The organism is Candidatus Nomurabacteria bacterium, from assembly GCA_023898565.1.
Taxonomy (GTDB): domain Bacteria; phylum Patescibacteriota; class Minisyncoccia; order Phycocordibacterales; family UBA918; genus OLB19.
This window is the reverse complement of record CP060228.1, coordinates 328,328-343,327: the sequence shown is the minus strand read 5'-3', so window position 1 is coordinate 343,327 and position 15,000 is coordinate 328,328. Positions and strand designations below refer to the sequence as shown.

At 46.4% G+C, this 15,000-nt stretch carries 13 protein-coding genes, 2 tRNA genes and 2 pseudogenes; 11 read left to right on the top strand and 6 right to left on the bottom strand.

Translation table 11 applies throughout. From position 1 onward, the window contains the following. Positions 1 to 19: 19 nt before the first annotated feature. Both H6780_01705 and H6780_01700 read right to left on the bottom strand, forming a co-directional pair. Entirely contained in the window at positions 20 to 784 is a 765-nt protein-coding gene (locus H6780_01705; protein USN89114.1) for a DUF2202 domain-containing protein, read from the bottom strand. Positions 785 to 794: 10 nt separating this feature from the next. After that, positions 795 to 1,052: a metal-sensitive transcriptional regulator gene (locus H6780_01700; GenBank protein ID USN89113.1), complete on the bottom strand. Its 258-nt coding sequence runs from the start codon at positions 1,050 to 1,052 to the stop codon at positions 795 to 797. Positions 1,053 to 1,135: 83 nt separating this feature from the next. Here H6780_01700 and H6780_01695 point away from each other — a divergent pair, with 83 nt between their 5' ends. The 3 genes from H6780_01695 to H6780_01685 are packed head-to-tail and all read left to right on the top strand — an operon-like array spanning position 1,136 to position 6,148. Next, positions 1,136 to 2,707 (top strand): HlyD family efflux transporter periplasmic adaptor subunit, encoded by a 1,572-nt coding sequence (locus tag H6780_01695; protein ID USN89112.1) that lies wholly within the window; start codon positions 1,136 to 1,138, stop codon positions 2,705 to 2,707. Positions 2,708 to 2,710: 3 nt separating this feature from the next. Further along, a complete protein-coding gene (locus tag H6780_01690) occupies positions 2,711 to 5,899 on the top strand; it encodes an efflux RND transporter permease subunit (protein USN89111.1) in 3,189 nt (1,062 codons plus the stop codon). Positions 5,900 to 5,917: 18 nt separating this feature from the next. Next, complete coding sequence (locus tag H6780_01685; protein USN89110.1) at positions 5,918 to 6,148, top strand: hypothetical protein; 231 nt, start codon at positions 5,918 to 5,920, stop codon at positions 6,146 to 6,148. Between the two features lie 36 nt (positions 6,149 to 6,184). Here the strand turns inward: H6780_01685 and H6780_01680 are convergent. After that, positions 6,185 to 6,271 (bottom strand) — tRNA-Ser (locus H6780_01680). A gap of 244 nt (positions 6,272 to 6,515) precedes the next feature. Here H6780_01680 and H6780_01675 point away from each other — a divergent pair. Then, positions 6,516 to 6,986, top strand: a complete 471-nt coding sequence (locus H6780_01675; protein USN89109.1) for a hypothetical protein — start codon at positions 6,516 to 6,518, stop codon at positions 6,984 to 6,986. Positions 6,987 to 7,173: 187 nt separating this feature from the next. Continuing rightward, positions 7,174 to 7,245: transfer RNA gene (locus H6780_01670), tRNA-Arg, on the top strand. Positions 7,246 to 7,763: 518 nt separating this feature from the next. Here the strand turns inward: H6780_01670 and H6780_01665 are convergent. The 3 genes and pseudogenes from H6780_01665 to H6780_01655 form a co-directional block, all read right to left on the bottom strand. Next, positions 7,764 to 8,096: pseudogene (locus H6780_01665) on the bottom strand (recombinase zinc beta ribbon domain-containing protein). A gap of 204 nt (positions 8,097 to 8,300) precedes the next feature. Beyond that, positions 8,301 to 8,759 (bottom strand): annotated as a pseudogene (locus tag H6780_01660) (recombinase family protein). A gap of 32 nt (positions 8,760 to 8,791) precedes the next feature. Continuing rightward, positions 8,792 to 9,199: a hypothetical protein gene (locus H6780_01655; protein USN89108.1), complete on the bottom strand. Its 408-nt coding sequence runs from the start codon at positions 9,197 to 9,199 to the stop codon at positions 8,792 to 8,794. Between the two features lie 65 nt (positions 9,200 to 9,264). On the opposite strand from H6780_01655, the gene H6780_01650 reads away from it, so the two are divergent. The 6 genes from H6780_01650 (at position 9,265) to H6780_01625 (ending at position 14,999) form a co-directional block, all read left to right on the top strand. After that, on the top strand, positions 9,265 to 9,471 hold the full coding sequence (locus H6780_01650; protein ID USN89107.1) for a helix-turn-helix transcriptional regulator: 207 nt from the start codon (positions 9,265 to 9,267) through the stop codon (positions 9,469 to 9,471). A gap of 4 nt (positions 9,472 to 9,475) precedes the next feature. Continuing rightward, positions 9,476 to 10,465 carry a DNA cytosine methyltransferase gene (locus H6780_01645; protein ID USN89106.1) on the top strand — a complete coding sequence of 330 codons (990 nt, stop codon included), beginning with the start codon at positions 9,476 to 9,478 and terminating at the stop codon, positions 10,463 to 10,465. Position 10,466: 1 nt separating this feature from the next. After that, positions 10,467 to 11,510 carry a hypothetical protein gene (locus H6780_01640; GenBank protein ID USN89105.1) on the top strand — a complete coding sequence of 348 codons (1,044 nt, stop codon included), beginning with the start codon at positions 10,467 to 10,469 and terminating at the stop codon, positions 11,508 to 11,510. Continuing rightward, positions 11,494 to 11,952: a DNA mismatch endonuclease Vsr gene (gene vsr / locus H6780_01635; protein USN89104.1), complete on the top strand. Its 459-nt coding sequence runs from the start codon at positions 11,494 to 11,496 to the stop codon at positions 11,950 to 11,952. Before H6780_01640 ends, vsr begins: the two co-directional genes overlap by 17 nt. 4 nt (positions 11,953 to 11,956) lie before the next feature. Further along, the gene (gene radC, locus H6780_01630) at positions 11,957 to 12,601 is read left to right on the top strand and encodes a DNA repair protein RadC (protein ID USN89103.1); all 645 of its coding nucleotides are present in this window, start codon (positions 11,957 to 11,959) and stop codon (positions 12,599 to 12,601) included. A gap of 883 nt (positions 12,602 to 13,484) precedes the next feature. Beyond that, the gene (locus H6780_01625; protein ID USN89102.1) at positions 13,485 to 14,999 is read left to right on the top strand and encodes an HlyD family efflux transporter periplasmic adaptor subunit; all 1,515 of its coding nucleotides are present in this window, start codon (positions 13,485 to 13,487) and stop codon (positions 14,997 to 14,999) included. Position 15,000 lies beyond the last annotated feature (1 nt).

The window sequence follows — 15,000 nt, the reverse complement described above, 5'->3', positions numbered from 1 at the left end:
ATTATTTTGCGTTCGGGCTCTATCGATTTCGTCCCATACCCCAGCCGCGTCCAGATTGGTTGTTTTGCATCGTGCCACTACCCATACCGGTTTCCGTAGCACTATCGACGATTGATTCATATTCTGTTGCGCTAATATACTGCGGAGCGTACGTCTCACCACGCATGGTAAGTTGCTTGGTAAATGAACGCAGGTGATTGCGTGAGCCACGAGTTAGGTTCTCGTAGACTAGAGTAATGTCCGCATTGTCAGTCAATGCAAGTTGCTCTTGCAAATCCTTGATGTCGAGATCTTCAATGGTCGCGCCAACAATTAACGCATCAACTTCCGATTGCTTGCCTTTGGTGACTAAGCCAATGTAGAGATTAGCCAACGTTTCGTTGGTAAAGACGCCAATTGTGTCGTCAGTCACTGGATCATCTAGATTATATTTCTCCAATAAGTCTCGAACTGCTTCGGTGTGCGTTTGTTCACTTTGCGCAATGTTTGCAAAGGTGCGAATATGCCACGTTTCGTAGAGAGTTTGATATACGTCTCGAGCGAGCTTCTCTTCTTCACGCATAAAGAGTAGTCCAGCGATTTCTTCCTCAGACAATGTTTCGTTCGGTAGAGTAGCAACTTCCGGTCGAAGCGAAACATAATCAGCGGCTTGTGGCGCTTCGGCAAGTATTTGGGTGCGCGTCGCTTCAACGCGTGCATTTGTGTCGTTGTTGGTAATAGTGGTTCCGGCTGCCCAGCCTCCAATGAGGGCGACAATGGCAGCAATAATGGCGGTTGTGTTCATATATTATTTTTTAATCACTCGCGAGTACCTTTAAGGCTTCTTCGATTTGCTGCTCTCGTTCTTTCTGAGGAAGGGCTTGGCAGGCGTGAATATGCTTGAGAACAAACTGTTCGCTAGTGCGTTTAAGAGCCGTGCGAGCGGCTTTAATTTGTGAAATAAAGGCTTTGCAATCGCACACCTCATCAGCCTCAAGGGCTTTTCTAAGGGCGCGGACTTGTCCCTCAGCACGACTTAAGCGGTCGATGAGGGATTTGGTTTCGATATCCATAGGTGAGATGGCGAGTTATGTTTTCTAAATAAGGAGGGGAGTGGGACTTTACAGAATATACCCCCTGGGGTATATTACCACACATGAAAAAATGGACAAGTATTTCAATGCTGCAATTGGTAGCAGCCTTGGCTGGAGTTGGTTTGGTAGTCTTTGTGGCAATATTGTTTCGCTCTGAAGCAACAGTCGAGAATGTGCTGTCGCCAAAAGTTGCGGAAGCAATGTATCTTGCGACATCAACGCTGCCACTTCGCGTGAGTGGTGTAGTGGAAGCAGCTGATAGCGTGGTGGTGTATGCACAGGCCGCTGGTGTGGTGACCGAGCTCACAGCGCGCGAGGGTGCGTTGGTAGAGCAGGGGGGTTTGCTTTCAGTACAATCTACACCGGTAGCCAATGCGCAAGTGGCACTGGCGGCTGCAGAACGAGACTTATCGCTCTTGCAGCAAGGTTTGGCGGTTGAGACTGCCGTCGGTGGGGTAGAGAAGGCAACAGTCGCTGCATATTCTGCCGACGAAATCGCGCGACTTCGGTTCTCAGGAAATGATAATCGTGTACAGGAAGCGAGTGACGCGCTTCGAGTTGCACTCACTGGAGCGGCGAATACTGCTGTGGCAGGTATTTCATATGTCGACGCACAACGCCCGCTTTTTACGAGTACAGGTCTTGAAGAGTATGAGTCTGTGACGACAGAGCTGTATGGCCAGATGCCTGATTATTTTGATAATGGACTTCGCACGAGTGGTACGGCAGTGGATGCGACCGCGATTCTTAAAACACTGCGAGCAGACGCTGCTTTATCTTCCTCTGACGTGTTGGTGCTTAGTAGTGTTTTAGGAACGCAACTTCAGTCACTACATGAGGTGCTGCAAACGGCAGAGTCTGACGTGTTTGAGGATTTGTCTGCTGGAGAAGTGGCTGAGTATCTTGGTGTGCGTCAGGAAGTTGTCGCGGCGCTGCAGTCAGTTGTTGCGTCAACGGCTGCATTCCAACAGGTGGCGGATACTGTGCTTGAAGATGCGGCCTTACTGGATCAGTCGGTTGCAATTACAGCGCTCGATGAGTCAGTTGCCCGTGTGACCAGTCGGTACACTAGTCTTATTGAATCACAAACAGCGGTAGTAGGCAGTGCGGCTGTGGGAGTGGCTGAAGCAGCTCGTTCGCTTGGAGTGGTAAGAGCGCCATTTTCTGGTCGAGTTGGTGAGGTATACGCTTCGGTAGGTGAATACGTCACGCCAGGTGCGCCACTGATGAGTTTGGCAGGAAATGGCGCGCGAGAAGTCGAGGTGACCGTACCAGCCACATTCGTTCCCTTTATCAAGATAGGCACATCTTTTGTGCACGAGGGCGAAACGATTGGAACGGTAAGTCGAGTTGGTGGAGTAGTGACTGGCGGTCGAGGAGTGGTGGTTATTGCTTTGCAGACAGATGTTCTGGTTGGTGCAACGGTGACCGGTCAATTGCAAGTACGTACTGATGACGTTTTTGTGTTGCCACGAAAGTTTGTGTTTTTTGATGTAGATGGGCCGTACCTTACCTATACTGACGGAGAAGTGTCTCGGATTGAAATTGTCTATGACGCAGGCGCTAAACTATACGTGACTGTTTCGGCGGTAAAGGTCGAGGCGCTGGTACCAGCGATAAGTATTTCACTCTAGTGTATGACAGATGTACATATTGCCGGGCGTATTAGTCATTTCTTTGCGGTCAATCGACCACTTTCAATATTACTGCTTTTGGCGGCCCTTGTATTTGGGTTGGTAGCATTTTTTCTGACTCCGAAACAATACAATCCAGAAATTACCCGCCCAGCCTTTGCTGTCACTATCGCGTATCCCGGCTCCGATACTGAAACGGCAATTAATCGAGTAGTGTACGAACTTGTTGAAAAAATCGATACGGTGCCTGGGGTGGAGGATGTGTATACAGAAGTGCATGACGGTTCAGTTATTAATACGACCGTTATCTTTGCAGTTGGGTACGATAAAACTAAGGCGAAAGTAGACTTACTGTCCCAGCTCAACCAACATAGCTACCTAGCGCGCGGCAATATTCAGACTCCGTCGGTGATGGAGATTAATCCAGAGACCATTCCGGTTTTGCAGATAGTTTTTGGTTCCAACTCTCTCGATGTGGCGGAATTGCGAGCGCGGGTGCAGGGATTGGTGCACGAACTCTCGCTTGTGTCTGACGTAAGTGAGCTCTCTGTCTATGGTGGCTATGTTCCAACGATGGTGGTGGAGGTTGATCCGGTTCGGCTTGCGCAAGCTGGTAGCACACTTGATGCTGTTTCTGCCGTACTTGCTAGCAGCCAATCTCATTCACGGTTGTCAGGAGTGCGCAGTGGCGGCTATGTGCTCGATGTGGTATTTGACGGCTTGGCAACATCACCGGCTGAGCTTGGTGATGTGTATATTGGAAATGGCGTAAAGTTACGCGATGTTGCCAAAGTATATGAAGGAGCAGGAAGCGATCGCTCGTATGTATATTTCGATGCCGGCGCTGGTCGCGGGGAGGTAGTGATGGTATCAGTGGCGAAAGTTGAGGGAGCGAGTGCGCCGGTGGTAACGAAAGCATTTTTGGCGACACTTGATGCGACGCTTGCGAAAAGTGAATATGCTGACCTGAGCTATCAAGTGGTAGGGAATGATGGTCAGACTGCAGAAGCAGAAATTTATGGACTGACGCAAAATCTCGTTACGTCAATTGCGATTGTAGCGGTGGTGTTGCTTTTATTTCTCTCAACCAGAGCGGCGTTGGTGGTCTTGATTGCAATTCCTGTCACACTTCTTGTGGTGTTTGGCTTGGGACTCTTATTCGGTCAAACCATCAATCGCATTACGCTCTTTGCGTTAATTTTATCGCTCGGTCTGTTGGTCGACTCAGCGATTGTGGCAGTAGAAAATATCTACACGCATCTTCGGCGGTGGCGACACGATCCGTCTGTAGCAACTAAAGAGCGTGTCGTAGCTGTGGCGATAGATGAGATTGGAGTAGGGTTGTTACTTTCGACGCTCACGTCAGTGATTGTGTTTCTACCGATGAATTACATCACCGGCATGATGGGGCCATACATGGGACCGATTGCTTTTTTTGTGCCGGCAGCGCTAATAGTTTCATTTCTTGTGGCAATTGTGGTGACGCCGTTTATTGCGAGTCATGTACTACATGTAGAGGACCGCCAAAGCAAAGTGTCGGTTTGGTTTGGGGTATTGATGCAGCGGATTACAAATTGCTACACAAAATTCTTAAAACAGGTACTTGAAAGTAGAACGCTGCAAAACAAGCTGTTGCTTGGTGCGCTAGGAGTTTTCATGATATCGCTTATTTTACCGCTCACTGGACTGGTGCATTTCCAGATGTTGCCACGCGCAGACAGGGATCAATTCTACGTGTACCTCGATTTGCCTGTCGGTACGGATATTGAAGTAACAAATCATGTGGCCAATGAACTGGCGACAGTGCTGCTTGGGGATGATGAGGTGCAGCATGTGCAGGAGTTTGTTGGGACGGCGCCGGTGCTTGATTTTAATGGAATGTTTAAGGGTGCAAACGGACGAATCGAGCCTTGGCAAGCGACCTTGCGCGTGAATGTATCTCCGGCAGGGAAACGTTCACTTAGTTCTACAGATATTACGAGTCGGTTGCGTCGTCAGGTGCGTGAACAGCTTGGTGATGTTTCTTCGGCTGTCCGGTTTATTGAAGAACCGCCAGGGCCACCGGTGCGAGCGACTTTGGTGGCGAAAGTGTCGGCGGGAGATAATGATACGCAAGTACAGGCCGCTGCAGATATCAAGAGATTTATTGCTGGTGTTTCTGGGGTGGTGGATACGTATGTTAGTGACGAGGCGGCGGTTGGACGGGTGCGATATCAGTTTGATTACGCGGCCGCCGCCTCGCTTGGTGTATCACCTGAGGCGGCAATGCGGACGCTTGGTATACTAAATGGTGGATATGGAGTGACAGAACTGATTGGTGGCGCGCAGCGTGAGTACACGCCAATTGAACTACGTCTGCTGGCTGAAGTTACTGCAACACCTAACTTTATTGATGTGCTCAGCGTGGTAAGTGATGCGGGTGATATCGTGTCACTTCGTTCAGTTTTAACAGTGGGAGAAGAGTTACGGCCATCGTCCGTACAGTTTGAGGATGCTAAGCGACTATCGTATGTAACGGCCGAAGTAGAAGGTAAATCTATTATGTACGTCACGATTGATGTATTGAAGCAGTTGCTGGCAGGTACAATGAGTGGCTATCAGGTGATTGATTGGAATCTCTGGAGTCTGACCTTAGAGGATGAAGGTGGGCAAATTATTGATCTAGTGTGGGGCGGTGAATGGGAAATGACCCTAGAGAATTTTCGTGACCTAGGGATTGCAATGGGGGTGGCACTCTTGATGGTGTACGCGCTCTTGGTGGCGCAGTACAATCGCTTTGATACACCAGGATACGTCTTGGTTACGGTGCCGCTTGGGCTGGTCGGTATTCTTTGGGGATTCTTAGTACTCGACGGAGGCTTTGGTATTTATCTTACCGCTACTGCCTTGATTGGCTTTATTGCGCTGATCGGCATTGTGGTTAATAACGCAATTATCTTCTTGGAGTACGTCGATCAGTCAGTGGCCGCAGGCGCGATGTACAAGGAGGCGCTCATTGCGGCAGGGGAAGCGCGCCTGCGGCCAATCTTCCTCACCTCCCTCACCACCGTGCTTGGATCGCTCACAATCGCGAGCGATCCAGTCTGGTCCGGTCTGGCGTGGTCGATTGTGTTCGGGTTATCATTTTCGACAGTGCTGACGTTGGTAGTGTATCCAACGCTCCTTATTCGATTTGCTCGGCATGAAGATTAAAATGTAATTAGGTATTTTATGTACACACTGAAAACAAAAGGTTTAACTGAAACAGTCACTCTTAAAAATCTCCCATCACTTCGCATTGCGTTTGTGGTGGCGTCACTTTTGATTGTGGTGAGCTATCTCTTTGAAGGGAAGTACCCAGTCCTGCACTGGTTGCCGCTTTTGCCGGCATTTGGTCTTATGTTGGCTGGCCTCTCTGGCTTTTGTCCAATGGTCTACTTTGTACAAAAGTTAATGAAGTAAAACAAAAAAACCGCCAAAGGCGGTTTTTGTATTGTGCGGAGAGAGAGGGATTCGAACCCTCGAAGAGCTTTCACCCTTAACGGTTTTCAAGACCGCCGCCTTCAACCACTCAGCCATCTCTCCGTGATATTTGATTGTATTGTAGTAGGTGGTTGAATATTTCATCCACCTCATGCCTCATAAATATTGGCACGTCCGCGCTCTAAAGATCGCGGAACGGAAGAAAAATGAAGCAGTTCATTTTTCTTCCACTCAGCCATCTCTCCAAATACGTGTATGTTCCAAGTGTCCTGGTGGGGAAGATAGTATCAGAATATACGTGAATTGTACACCATTTTGGTTTTTGTGTTGTGGTACAATTTTTGCAATGGAACCTGCATTACGAAGTATTACTTGGGAAGCTCCCGAGCATCACCATATTGAAAAAGGAAATGATTGGTTTTTTGCCCTAGCTATTATCGTTGTCTCTTTGGTGGTGGTAGCAGTGATGCTCAACGATGTGTTGTTTGCGTTGCTGCTTGGTCTTGCCGGTGGTGCGCTCGCGGTTTCAGCGGCAAAGCGTCCATCTATTATCCCGTACGCAGTTACAGTCCGTGGAGTGACTATTGGCGATCGCATTTACCCATACTCTGCACTTGAGAGTTATCGTATTGATGAGGACGACCCCCATGGTCCGCAGCTTCTTCTCAAGTCCAATCATCGTTTCATGCCGCTTATGGTTATGCCCCTTCCGGTTGAGCAGATTGATAATATCGACGACATTCTCAAAGAGCGACTGATTGAAGAAGATTTGCACGAACCTCTCTTCGTCAAGGTACTGGAATTATTTGGATTTTAATGTATTATGTGGCGCACCTGTAGAGATACGGGTCTGCATGCTGAGAGCTGCACTCGCAACACAAAAGAAAGTTGGCTTTCTTTTGGTCACTCGTTTGCTCTACTGTCTTCTTCGGCTAGCGCCTACGAAGGACAAGAGCTTCGTTCAAATCTTGAGTGAAAATAAATTTTCACTCATTCCTTCACTCGCTCTCGTAGTTTAATGGATAAAATGCTGGTTTGCGGTACCAGCGCTCCAGGTTCGATTCCTGGCGAGAGCACATAACAAGACTTCTGACGAAGTCAATGAGCGCGGCGAAGCCGTGCGAGAAAAAGAAAAAGGAGAAATACGCCGTCGCTCCGCAACGAAATGGCTGGGCGACGGCACGGAAAAGCGGGCAGTTTTGTCACGAACCGCATGGTTCGTTCCGATTTTTTGGACGAAGTCGGCAATTTCGGAGAAATTGTCAGACGAGGACAAAAAAGCGGCTTGTTTCGTATCTTTTACCCACTCCCGCAATGGTTCGATCCAAGTATTTCCCCGACGTTCACAATCTTTCAATTTCTCCTTCAAAGTGGCGAGAGAGCGCATGGTAGCATCCTTCTTTTTTAGATAAATCTCTTTGGGTATGTCTCCGTCTAAATACGCAGATACTAGTTTTTCCATGCGCTCCTCGTCCGCTTTGATTCTATCGGAAAGATTTTGAACATCACTTTGCGATGAGCTAGTTTCTTCGTGCTCCCATTCGTCAATTTTCGCTAACATCCAATCAACGTACTCATCGCAAAGCGATATTGTTTGAAGCCGATTTTTGATTTGTGCAACGAGGTCTTTTTCTTGCACATACCCTTGCGAGCAAGCGCCGTGCTTTTTGGTGCAACGATAATAGCGATACATACCGCCATTGCCTTTTGCGTGTTGTGCCGTAAACATACCACCACACTCACCACAACGGAACAATCCCAAAAATGGAAAATCATGGCGATTTCTTCGCTTCGGCGCACGCGCCTTGCTCGCAAGAACTTTTTGCACGGCTTCAAACAATGTCGGGGAAATGATTGGCTCAAATGTGCCGTCAAACCATTCTCCGTTATGGCGTACAAACCCGAGATATGCTCGATTGCTCAACATATGTTTGACGGCACATTTGGCAAGTGGCTTTCCTTTAGAACTGGTAACGCCTAAATCCGCCAAAAACTGCGACAAAGAAACAAGCCCATGTGTACCTTTCGCATATTCCTCAAAAGCGCGAGCAACAATCTTTGAATTAGTTGGATGAGGTTCGATATTCCGCGTACGCGGATTATTCACATACCCAAATGGCGCTTTTGTGAGCCACTCACCTCGTCGCAGTTTTTGGCGGATGCCTCTTTTCACATTTTGCACCAGATTATCCGAGTAATATTTAGACTGCCCAAAAGCCACTTGCAACATAAAGAGCCCTTGCGGAGTGGGTTCAAACCAAAATGTCGGAAAGCGCAAAGACACAATTTTCTCGGTATCAACCGCATAGATGACGCGCCCACCATCAATACTATTTCTCGCCAGGCGGTCTGGGTGCCACGCTAAAATCCCGCTTGCTTCACCAGCTTCAATGCGCGTCATCATCTCGTTAAAAACTGGACGGCCGGGTGTCTTCGCGCTTTTCGACTCTTGAAATTCCACTAGGATTTCAAGATTTTCTCTGCTCGCAAATTCACGAAGCTCAAAAAGCTGTGCCTCGATAGACATGACTTGTTTATCATCATCTTCGGTGCTCTTGCGAGCGTAGAGAAAATATTTTGGTTTGATCATAATTTTTTCCTATTAAAAAAGATTGATAAAAATTATGCGAACAAAACAAGAGACAAAACTGCCCGCTTTTCCGTGCCGTCGCCCAGCCATTTCGTTGCGGAGCGACGGCGTATTTCTCCTTTTTCTTTTTCTCGCACGGCTTCGCCGCGCTCATTGACTTCGTCAGAAGTCTTGTTATGTGCGGAAATACTGACCTTTGCTCGAACCCATTTCGAGAAAGGACAATGATCGTGCCGCGCGGAGCGCGTGGTGATGCGAGAGCGAAGCGTACGCATTGGGGAATACATGCGCCTTGGGACGCGCTCCGCTATCGCTGCGCGCGTGCATCCCACCACCATTTCCTTTGCCTTTTTAATGCGGCTCCTCCCCAAACCCCTCCGCCGAAGGCCAAAATATTGAAAAGGAAATGGTTGGTGGGTGCGGGGGTGAGTTATCAACATGTGTTGTATTATATAACATTGGATAGTAAAACAATAGTAAGTATAATTAAAACTGTGGAAATGTTATGACGACTGCAATAGAAAAGCTGGCTAAAAATATTAAGATTATTAGGGAATTAAAAAACATGTCACAAGGTGACATCTGTAGAGATCTGGGCTGTGACCGTTCTTTCATAAGTAACATTGAGGCTGGTAAATCAAACCCAACGCTTATGACCATAGAACGTATCGCCGCCGCTCTCGGTGTTACTTGTGATGAGCTTTTGAAATAAACGCATGTCTAAAAGAGGAGAAAAAAAGAAATATAGTGTCACGTCACTTTTTGCGGGATGTGGGGGGCTCGATTTGGGCTTTTTGGGTGATTTTGAATCTCTTGGAAAAAAGTACTCGAAAAGGAATTTTTATATAGATTGGGCTAATGACGTTGATCCATCAGCTTGCTTAACGTTCAAAAATTACTTCAACCACGACATAGTATGCGGTAGCATAGTCCATATTTTAGATGGTACACATAACTCTATTTTTGACATGCCCATTCCAAAGTCAACGGATGTAGTCTTGGGTGGCTTCCCCTGCCAAGAATTTAGTCACGCAGGCAAAAGGCGTGGCTTCAATAGCGAAAAGGGGGTTTTGTATAGGAGTATGGCAGAAGTCATAAAGAGAACAAAACCGATGGTGTTTATAGCAGAAAATGTTAAAGGTCTGCTCACTATTGATGGTGGTACTGCTATCGATATTATCAAGGAAGACTTTGCTTCGCTTGGTTATCATGTAAATCACAAACTGCTGTTTGCGGCTGATTATGGCGTGCCTCAAACACGAGAACGAGTGATAATTGTTGGAACAAAAAAAGGTGTTTTGCCGAGATTTGAAGATAGTGATTACCCAAAGCCAACACATGCCAATAAGCATGTTTCTGTGGGAGAAGCGCTGTCTGATTTAGAAAGCGTCGAGGAAGGTGGCTTTTCCAATCATTATTGGTCGAAGGCAAAAAAGAATAAGGGGCAAGGAAATAATGTTATTCACAAAGACAAACCGGGGCCAACAATGAGAACAGAACATCATGGAAACATAGAATTTCACTGGAACGGAAAACGTAGATTATCAGCGCGTGAAGCTGCTCGTATACAATCATTTCCTGATGATATGGAATTTCTACCATCTACCTCTCAAGCATATAAACAAATAGGCAATGCCGTACCCCCTATTTTAGGGTGGCACGTGGCAAAATCCGTAGAATCATTCCTAAACAGAAACTTGAAATAACATGATATACGCAGAAAAAGAAAATCCGAGCGAAGAAGTTTTTCTAGAGTTACTGGAAAATTCAAAAAATGGTTTGGTTGAAAAACTGCAAAACGATGAACCTTTGCCAAACTCAACGCAATTTGAAGTTTTGGTCTGCGAAGTAATGCAAGGAAGAGCAGTTGGTACAGAGTTCGAAGGAACAATTAGACAAACAGGAGTTGCGGCTTTCCCAGATATTGTTGCAAACGGTTACTTTGGCGTTGAAGTTAAAATGACCATAAAAGATCACTGGCGTTCTACTGGTAACAGCGTCCTAGAAAGTTTACGTGAAGAAGCTGTTGAGAAGATTTATATAATGTTTGGAAAGTTGGGCGGTACTCCTGATGTTAAATATCGTCTATATCAAGAATGTTTACCCTCGGTTAGCGTAACCCATTCGCCTCGTTATCAAATCGATATGAATCTAGCTTTGGGAAATTCCATTTTTGACAAAATGGGTACTTCTTATGATGAATTAAGAACAAGTGGAGACACTATTCAGATAATCAAATCATACTACAGGGGTCAACTTAAGGAAGGTGAAGGTCTGTGGTGGATTGACGAAGAATCAGAGGCTCCTTCACCAGTGATTAAACAATTTCGAACTTTGGAAACTGGAGACAAGGAAAGGTTTAAGATTGATTGCATGATTTTCTTTCCTGAATTGTTTAGAAATAGAGCAAATTACGATCGTGCCGCCGCATACCTTATCACCGAGTTTGGTGCTGTTTCAGCAAGTCTGAGAGATGAGTTCAGTGCGGGTGGTCGACAAGAAGTGATGGTTGCGAGAGAAAAAAGAAGTGTTTCGCAAGTACTTTCGCAACTTCGAGGATATGCCCCACAAATCACAGCTCGAATCCAAGAGCTTGACGAGGGCCTTTTAAAATTTTATTGGAAAGTCTCGTCCATAGAAGAAGACAGGATTCAACAATGGAAAGGTTTGATTGACAAAGCGGCTGCGGTCGGTCTTGGTGATGATCTTCCCTCAGAAGTTTTTGAATCAGGTCATGAAGAAGCGAACTAACAACAACCTAAATCGTAATTTTTCAAAAGAAAGAAATTCGGATACATTAACGGTTCGTGAGAGGTCAAAGCGCATGTCGCTTATACGTTCAAAATCAACAAAATTTGAGAGGGATTTTATTGAAGAGCTTAAAAAGAAAACACGTAAAACTTTTACCGCAAACGATACGAGCGTTTTTGGTAAGCCAGACGTGGTGTTTAACAAATACAAGGTCTGTATATTTCTCGATAGTAATTTTTGGCATGGGTGGCAATATCCGAGATGGAAGCATTTACTTAAAGATGATTTTTGGAGAGAGAAAATTGAAAGAAATAGAAAACGTGACAAAAAAGTAACACGTAGGCTTCGTGCCGAGGGGTGGATTGTGTTTCGTTTTTGGGAGCATAAACTTAATAAGAGTCAGACTAATTGCATAGAAAAAGTTTTGGATAGTTTAAAATAAAGTTATGAAAGTCACTGAACTAAAGAAAACAGAACTTCCTAGAGAAAAGATGGAAAAGTATGGAGCAAAACGCCTCAAGAATTTTGAGTTGATTGCGATTGTTTTGGGTTCTGGAATCAAGGGTTGTAACGTACTAGAATTAGCAAGAAAAATTGAAAAACTCATTATTCAAAAATCAGCAAACAACGTAACTCTTGAAGATTTGCGGAAGATTCGTGGGTTGGGAAAAACAAAAGCTATACAAGTTCTTGCCATAATTTCTCTCGTCGACCGCTTAGGAAGCGGACAAAATTCAAACATATTATCCATTAAAGACGTTTGGAATTTATGTTCTGATTTTCGATCGTCAAAAAAAGAACACATCGTTGCTTTTTATCTTGATACTCAACAAAAACTAATCGAGAGGCGAATAATTTCCGTTGGAACGCTCGATACCTCTCTTGCGCACCCGCGAGAAGTTTTTGAGCCTGCCTTGCAACTCTCTGCCGCTGGTGTGGTCTTAGCACACAACCACCCGTCAGGAAGCGTTGAGCCATCGGATGATGACATTGCCATTACGAAACGCATGGCGGATGCAGGCGATTTACTGGGCATTACACTTATCGATCACATTATCGTCTCTGATAAAGAATTTCGAGCAATAGACTAAATTAAGGTTGGAAAATAACTCTATTTAAAGTAAAATCGGGAAAGAGCGGTGGTTTGGGAGACGTGTTCACTCATTCGCGTTTACGCGAGATAAGGTGGTCACTTATCTCCTTTATCAGAACATTTAACTTTAAGCTACAATGCCTAAAACCAAATGTCGTCCGACTCGGACTACTGGTAAGCCAGGACCAAAAACGGTCACGGTTAAACCGCATAAACGCTCTACACCGAAACCACTGAAGAAGTGCTAGTAGGAAGAATCGGACGGCGACGTAAGTCGTCGTTCGTTTCGTTAGAGTAAACCTCGCATAAAGCGAACATCCGACAGTACCGAGCAGGCCACGCGAACGAATGTGAGCGGCTCATGCGAGGTAGTGGCGGATTTGTGAGCGCTGGTTGATATTACCCACCACACTCGAACGACGAGCGCCTTGGACGCCACAAGGACGAAGAAAGGCGAAGTGAAAAACTCTCAAGTTGTATGGAGATTTGAATGAAGCTTTTTGAAGGACGATGTGGCGAGCAGACCACCAACCATTTCCTTTTCAATATTTTGGCCTTCGGCGGAGGGGTTTGGGGAGGAGCCGCATTAAAAAGGCAAAGGAAATGGTGGTGGGATGCACGCGCGCAGCGATAGCGGAGCGCGTCCCAAGGCGCATGTATTCCCCAATGCGTACGCTTCGCTCTCGCATCACCACGCGCTCCGCGCGGCACGATCATTGTCCTTTCTCGAAATGGGTTCGAGCAAAGGTCAGTATTTCCGCACCATAAAAAAAGCCGGCTTGCAGCCGGCTTTTCTGATATCTGTGAACACCGGCTTCAGACAGTGTAAAGAACAGGGTCGAAAAAATCTGTTACGCAAATGATATACTGAAGTGGTATCTATGCGATTACTTTTTGCGCGCTATTTTTGGTGGTATGTTCTGCTTGTATTCATGTTTGTGGCTGCTGCGTGGTTTGGCTGGCTGACTGCCGGAACAGCTTCCGGACCGACAGTCGACAGCGTGCAGGTCACGAGAGGGGATGTTATTAGACTCGTTACTGCTTCCGCTCGTGTTGAGGCAAAAGAGATTGCTCGATTGGGTTTTCCTGTGTCGGGCACTATTCAATCGGTATACAAGGAAGCTGGACAGCCAGTAGAAGCAGGAGAGGTGATTGCGTCACTCACCAGTGATTCATTGATTGCTGAGTACAACGCCGCACGTGAACGAGTGCGTCTGCATGAAGAGCAGAAAGCAGAACTACTAAGAGGCGCCAAATCAGAAGAGCGGGTGGTAGCCTCTCGCGAAGTTTCGGTAGCGGAAGTGACGTTGCAAAAAACAATTCAAGAGTATGACCAGGCTATTTCTAATGCTTGGCATGATTTGCTTACGACCGATATTCGAGCATACCCAGAAAAGGATGACGTAGACGATGTTCCGCCGACTATCTCAGGGAATTATTTGTGCAACAATCCTGGCACGTATCGTCTAGACCTATTTGCTTCTTCTGCTCAAGCTGGTTTTTCATATCGACTTTCTGGTATGGCCACCGGCACCTTCCCTGGGAACGTTGTGACTCCAGACCGACTTGGTGATTGTGGTTTGTATATAAAATTTGACCCTAATGAAGTGTATCGTGACGCGACGTGGATCATAGAAATTCCAAATAAGCGCGGAACCGGCTACGTTGCTCTTAAGAACGCACACGAATTGCTTCGCACTCAAAAAGAAACAGCAGTTCGATATGCGGAGCAAGAACTGGCAGTGGCCAGGAGCGCAGAACAAGTAGTCAATGCAGGTGCAGGATCTGAAGAGTTGGCACAAGCGGATGCGGCTATTGCTGAAGCAAAAGAGCAACTTGCTATTTACAGTGCGCGGATTGCTGATTATACAATTAGAGCGCCATTTTCTGGTTTGGTATCAGCCGTGGCTATGAAAGTAGGAGAGCCGGCTGGAGTGCAGCATACCGTAACCATCGTTAACGAGGGCGGATTTGATTTAAAAGCAAAAGTGCCAGAAATCGATATTACAAAAGTAAAGGAAGGGGCTTCAGTTGAAGTAGTATTTGATGCCGAAACAAACACAGCTTTTGTTGGCGTGGTTACTTTTGTGTCTCCTGTTTCGACAGATGTAAGTGGCGTTTCGTATTATGATGCGTACATTTCTCTCGACCAAGCTCCCGAATGGATGCGCGAAGGACTAAATGCTGACGTGATGATTGTCGCTGACAGGCTTACTAACGCGCTAGTTTTGCCTGCGCGATATATTGGCACTGATGCACAAGGCTCGTGGGTCTTGCGGCAGACTGAACAGGGCATTGAAAAGGTTCGGATTGAGACAGGGCTTGTCGGTACCAATGATACGGTCGAGGTATACAATTTATCAGTCGGAACTACGGTCTTGCTGCCAAGTCAGTAAA

What these genes read in the sequence shown, in the direction of transcription:
- H6780_01705 (USN89114.1), bottom strand. Translation starts at nt 784, where the DNA reads ATGAACACAACCGCCATTATTGCTGCCATTGTCGCCCTCATTGGAGGC.
- H6780_01700 (USN89113.1), bottom strand. Translation starts at nt 1,052, where the DNA reads ATGGATATCGAAACCAAATCCCTCATCGACCGCTTAAGTCGTGCTGAG.
- H6780_01695 (USN89112.1), top strand. Translation starts at nt 1,136, where the DNA reads ATGAAAAAATGGACAAGTATTTCAATGCTGCAATTGGTAGCAGCCTTG.
- H6780_01690 (USN89111.1), top strand. Translation starts at nt 2,711, where the DNA reads ATGACAGATGTACATATTGCCGGGCGTATTAGTCATTTCTTTGCGGTC.
- H6780_01685 (USN89110.1), top strand. Translation starts at nt 5,918, where the DNA reads ATGTACACACTGAAAACAAAAGGTTTAACTGAAACAGTCACTCTTAAA.
- H6780_01675 (USN89109.1), top strand. Translation starts at nt 6,516, where the DNA reads ATGGAACCTGCATTACGAAGTATTACTTGGGAAGCTCCCGAGCATCAC.
- H6780_01655 (USN89108.1), bottom strand. Translation starts at nt 9,199, where the DNA reads ATGTTGATAACTCACCCCCGCACCCACCAACCATTTCCTTTTCAATAT.
- H6780_01650 (USN89107.1), top strand. Translation starts at nt 9,265, where the DNA reads ATGACGACTGCAATAGAAAAGCTGGCTAAAAATATTAAGATTATTAGG.
- H6780_01645 (USN89106.1), top strand. Translation starts at nt 9,476, where the DNA reads ATGTCTAAAAGAGGAGAAAAAAAGAAATATAGTGTCACGTCACTTTTT.
- H6780_01640 (USN89105.1), top strand. Translation starts at nt 10,467, where the DNA reads ATGATATACGCAGAAAAAGAAAATCCGAGCGAAGAAGTTTTTCTAGAG.
- vsr (USN89104.1), top strand. Translation starts at nt 11,494, where the DNA reads ATGAAGAAGCGAACTAACAACAACCTAAATCGTAATTTTTCAAAAGAA.
- radC (USN89103.1), top strand. Translation starts at nt 11,957, where the DNA reads ATGAAAGTCACTGAACTAAAGAAAACAGAACTTCCTAGAGAAAAGATG.
- H6780_01625 (USN89102.1), top strand. Translation starts at nt 13,485, where the DNA reads ATGCGATTACTTTTTGCGCGCTATTTTTGGTGGTATGTTCTGCTTGTA.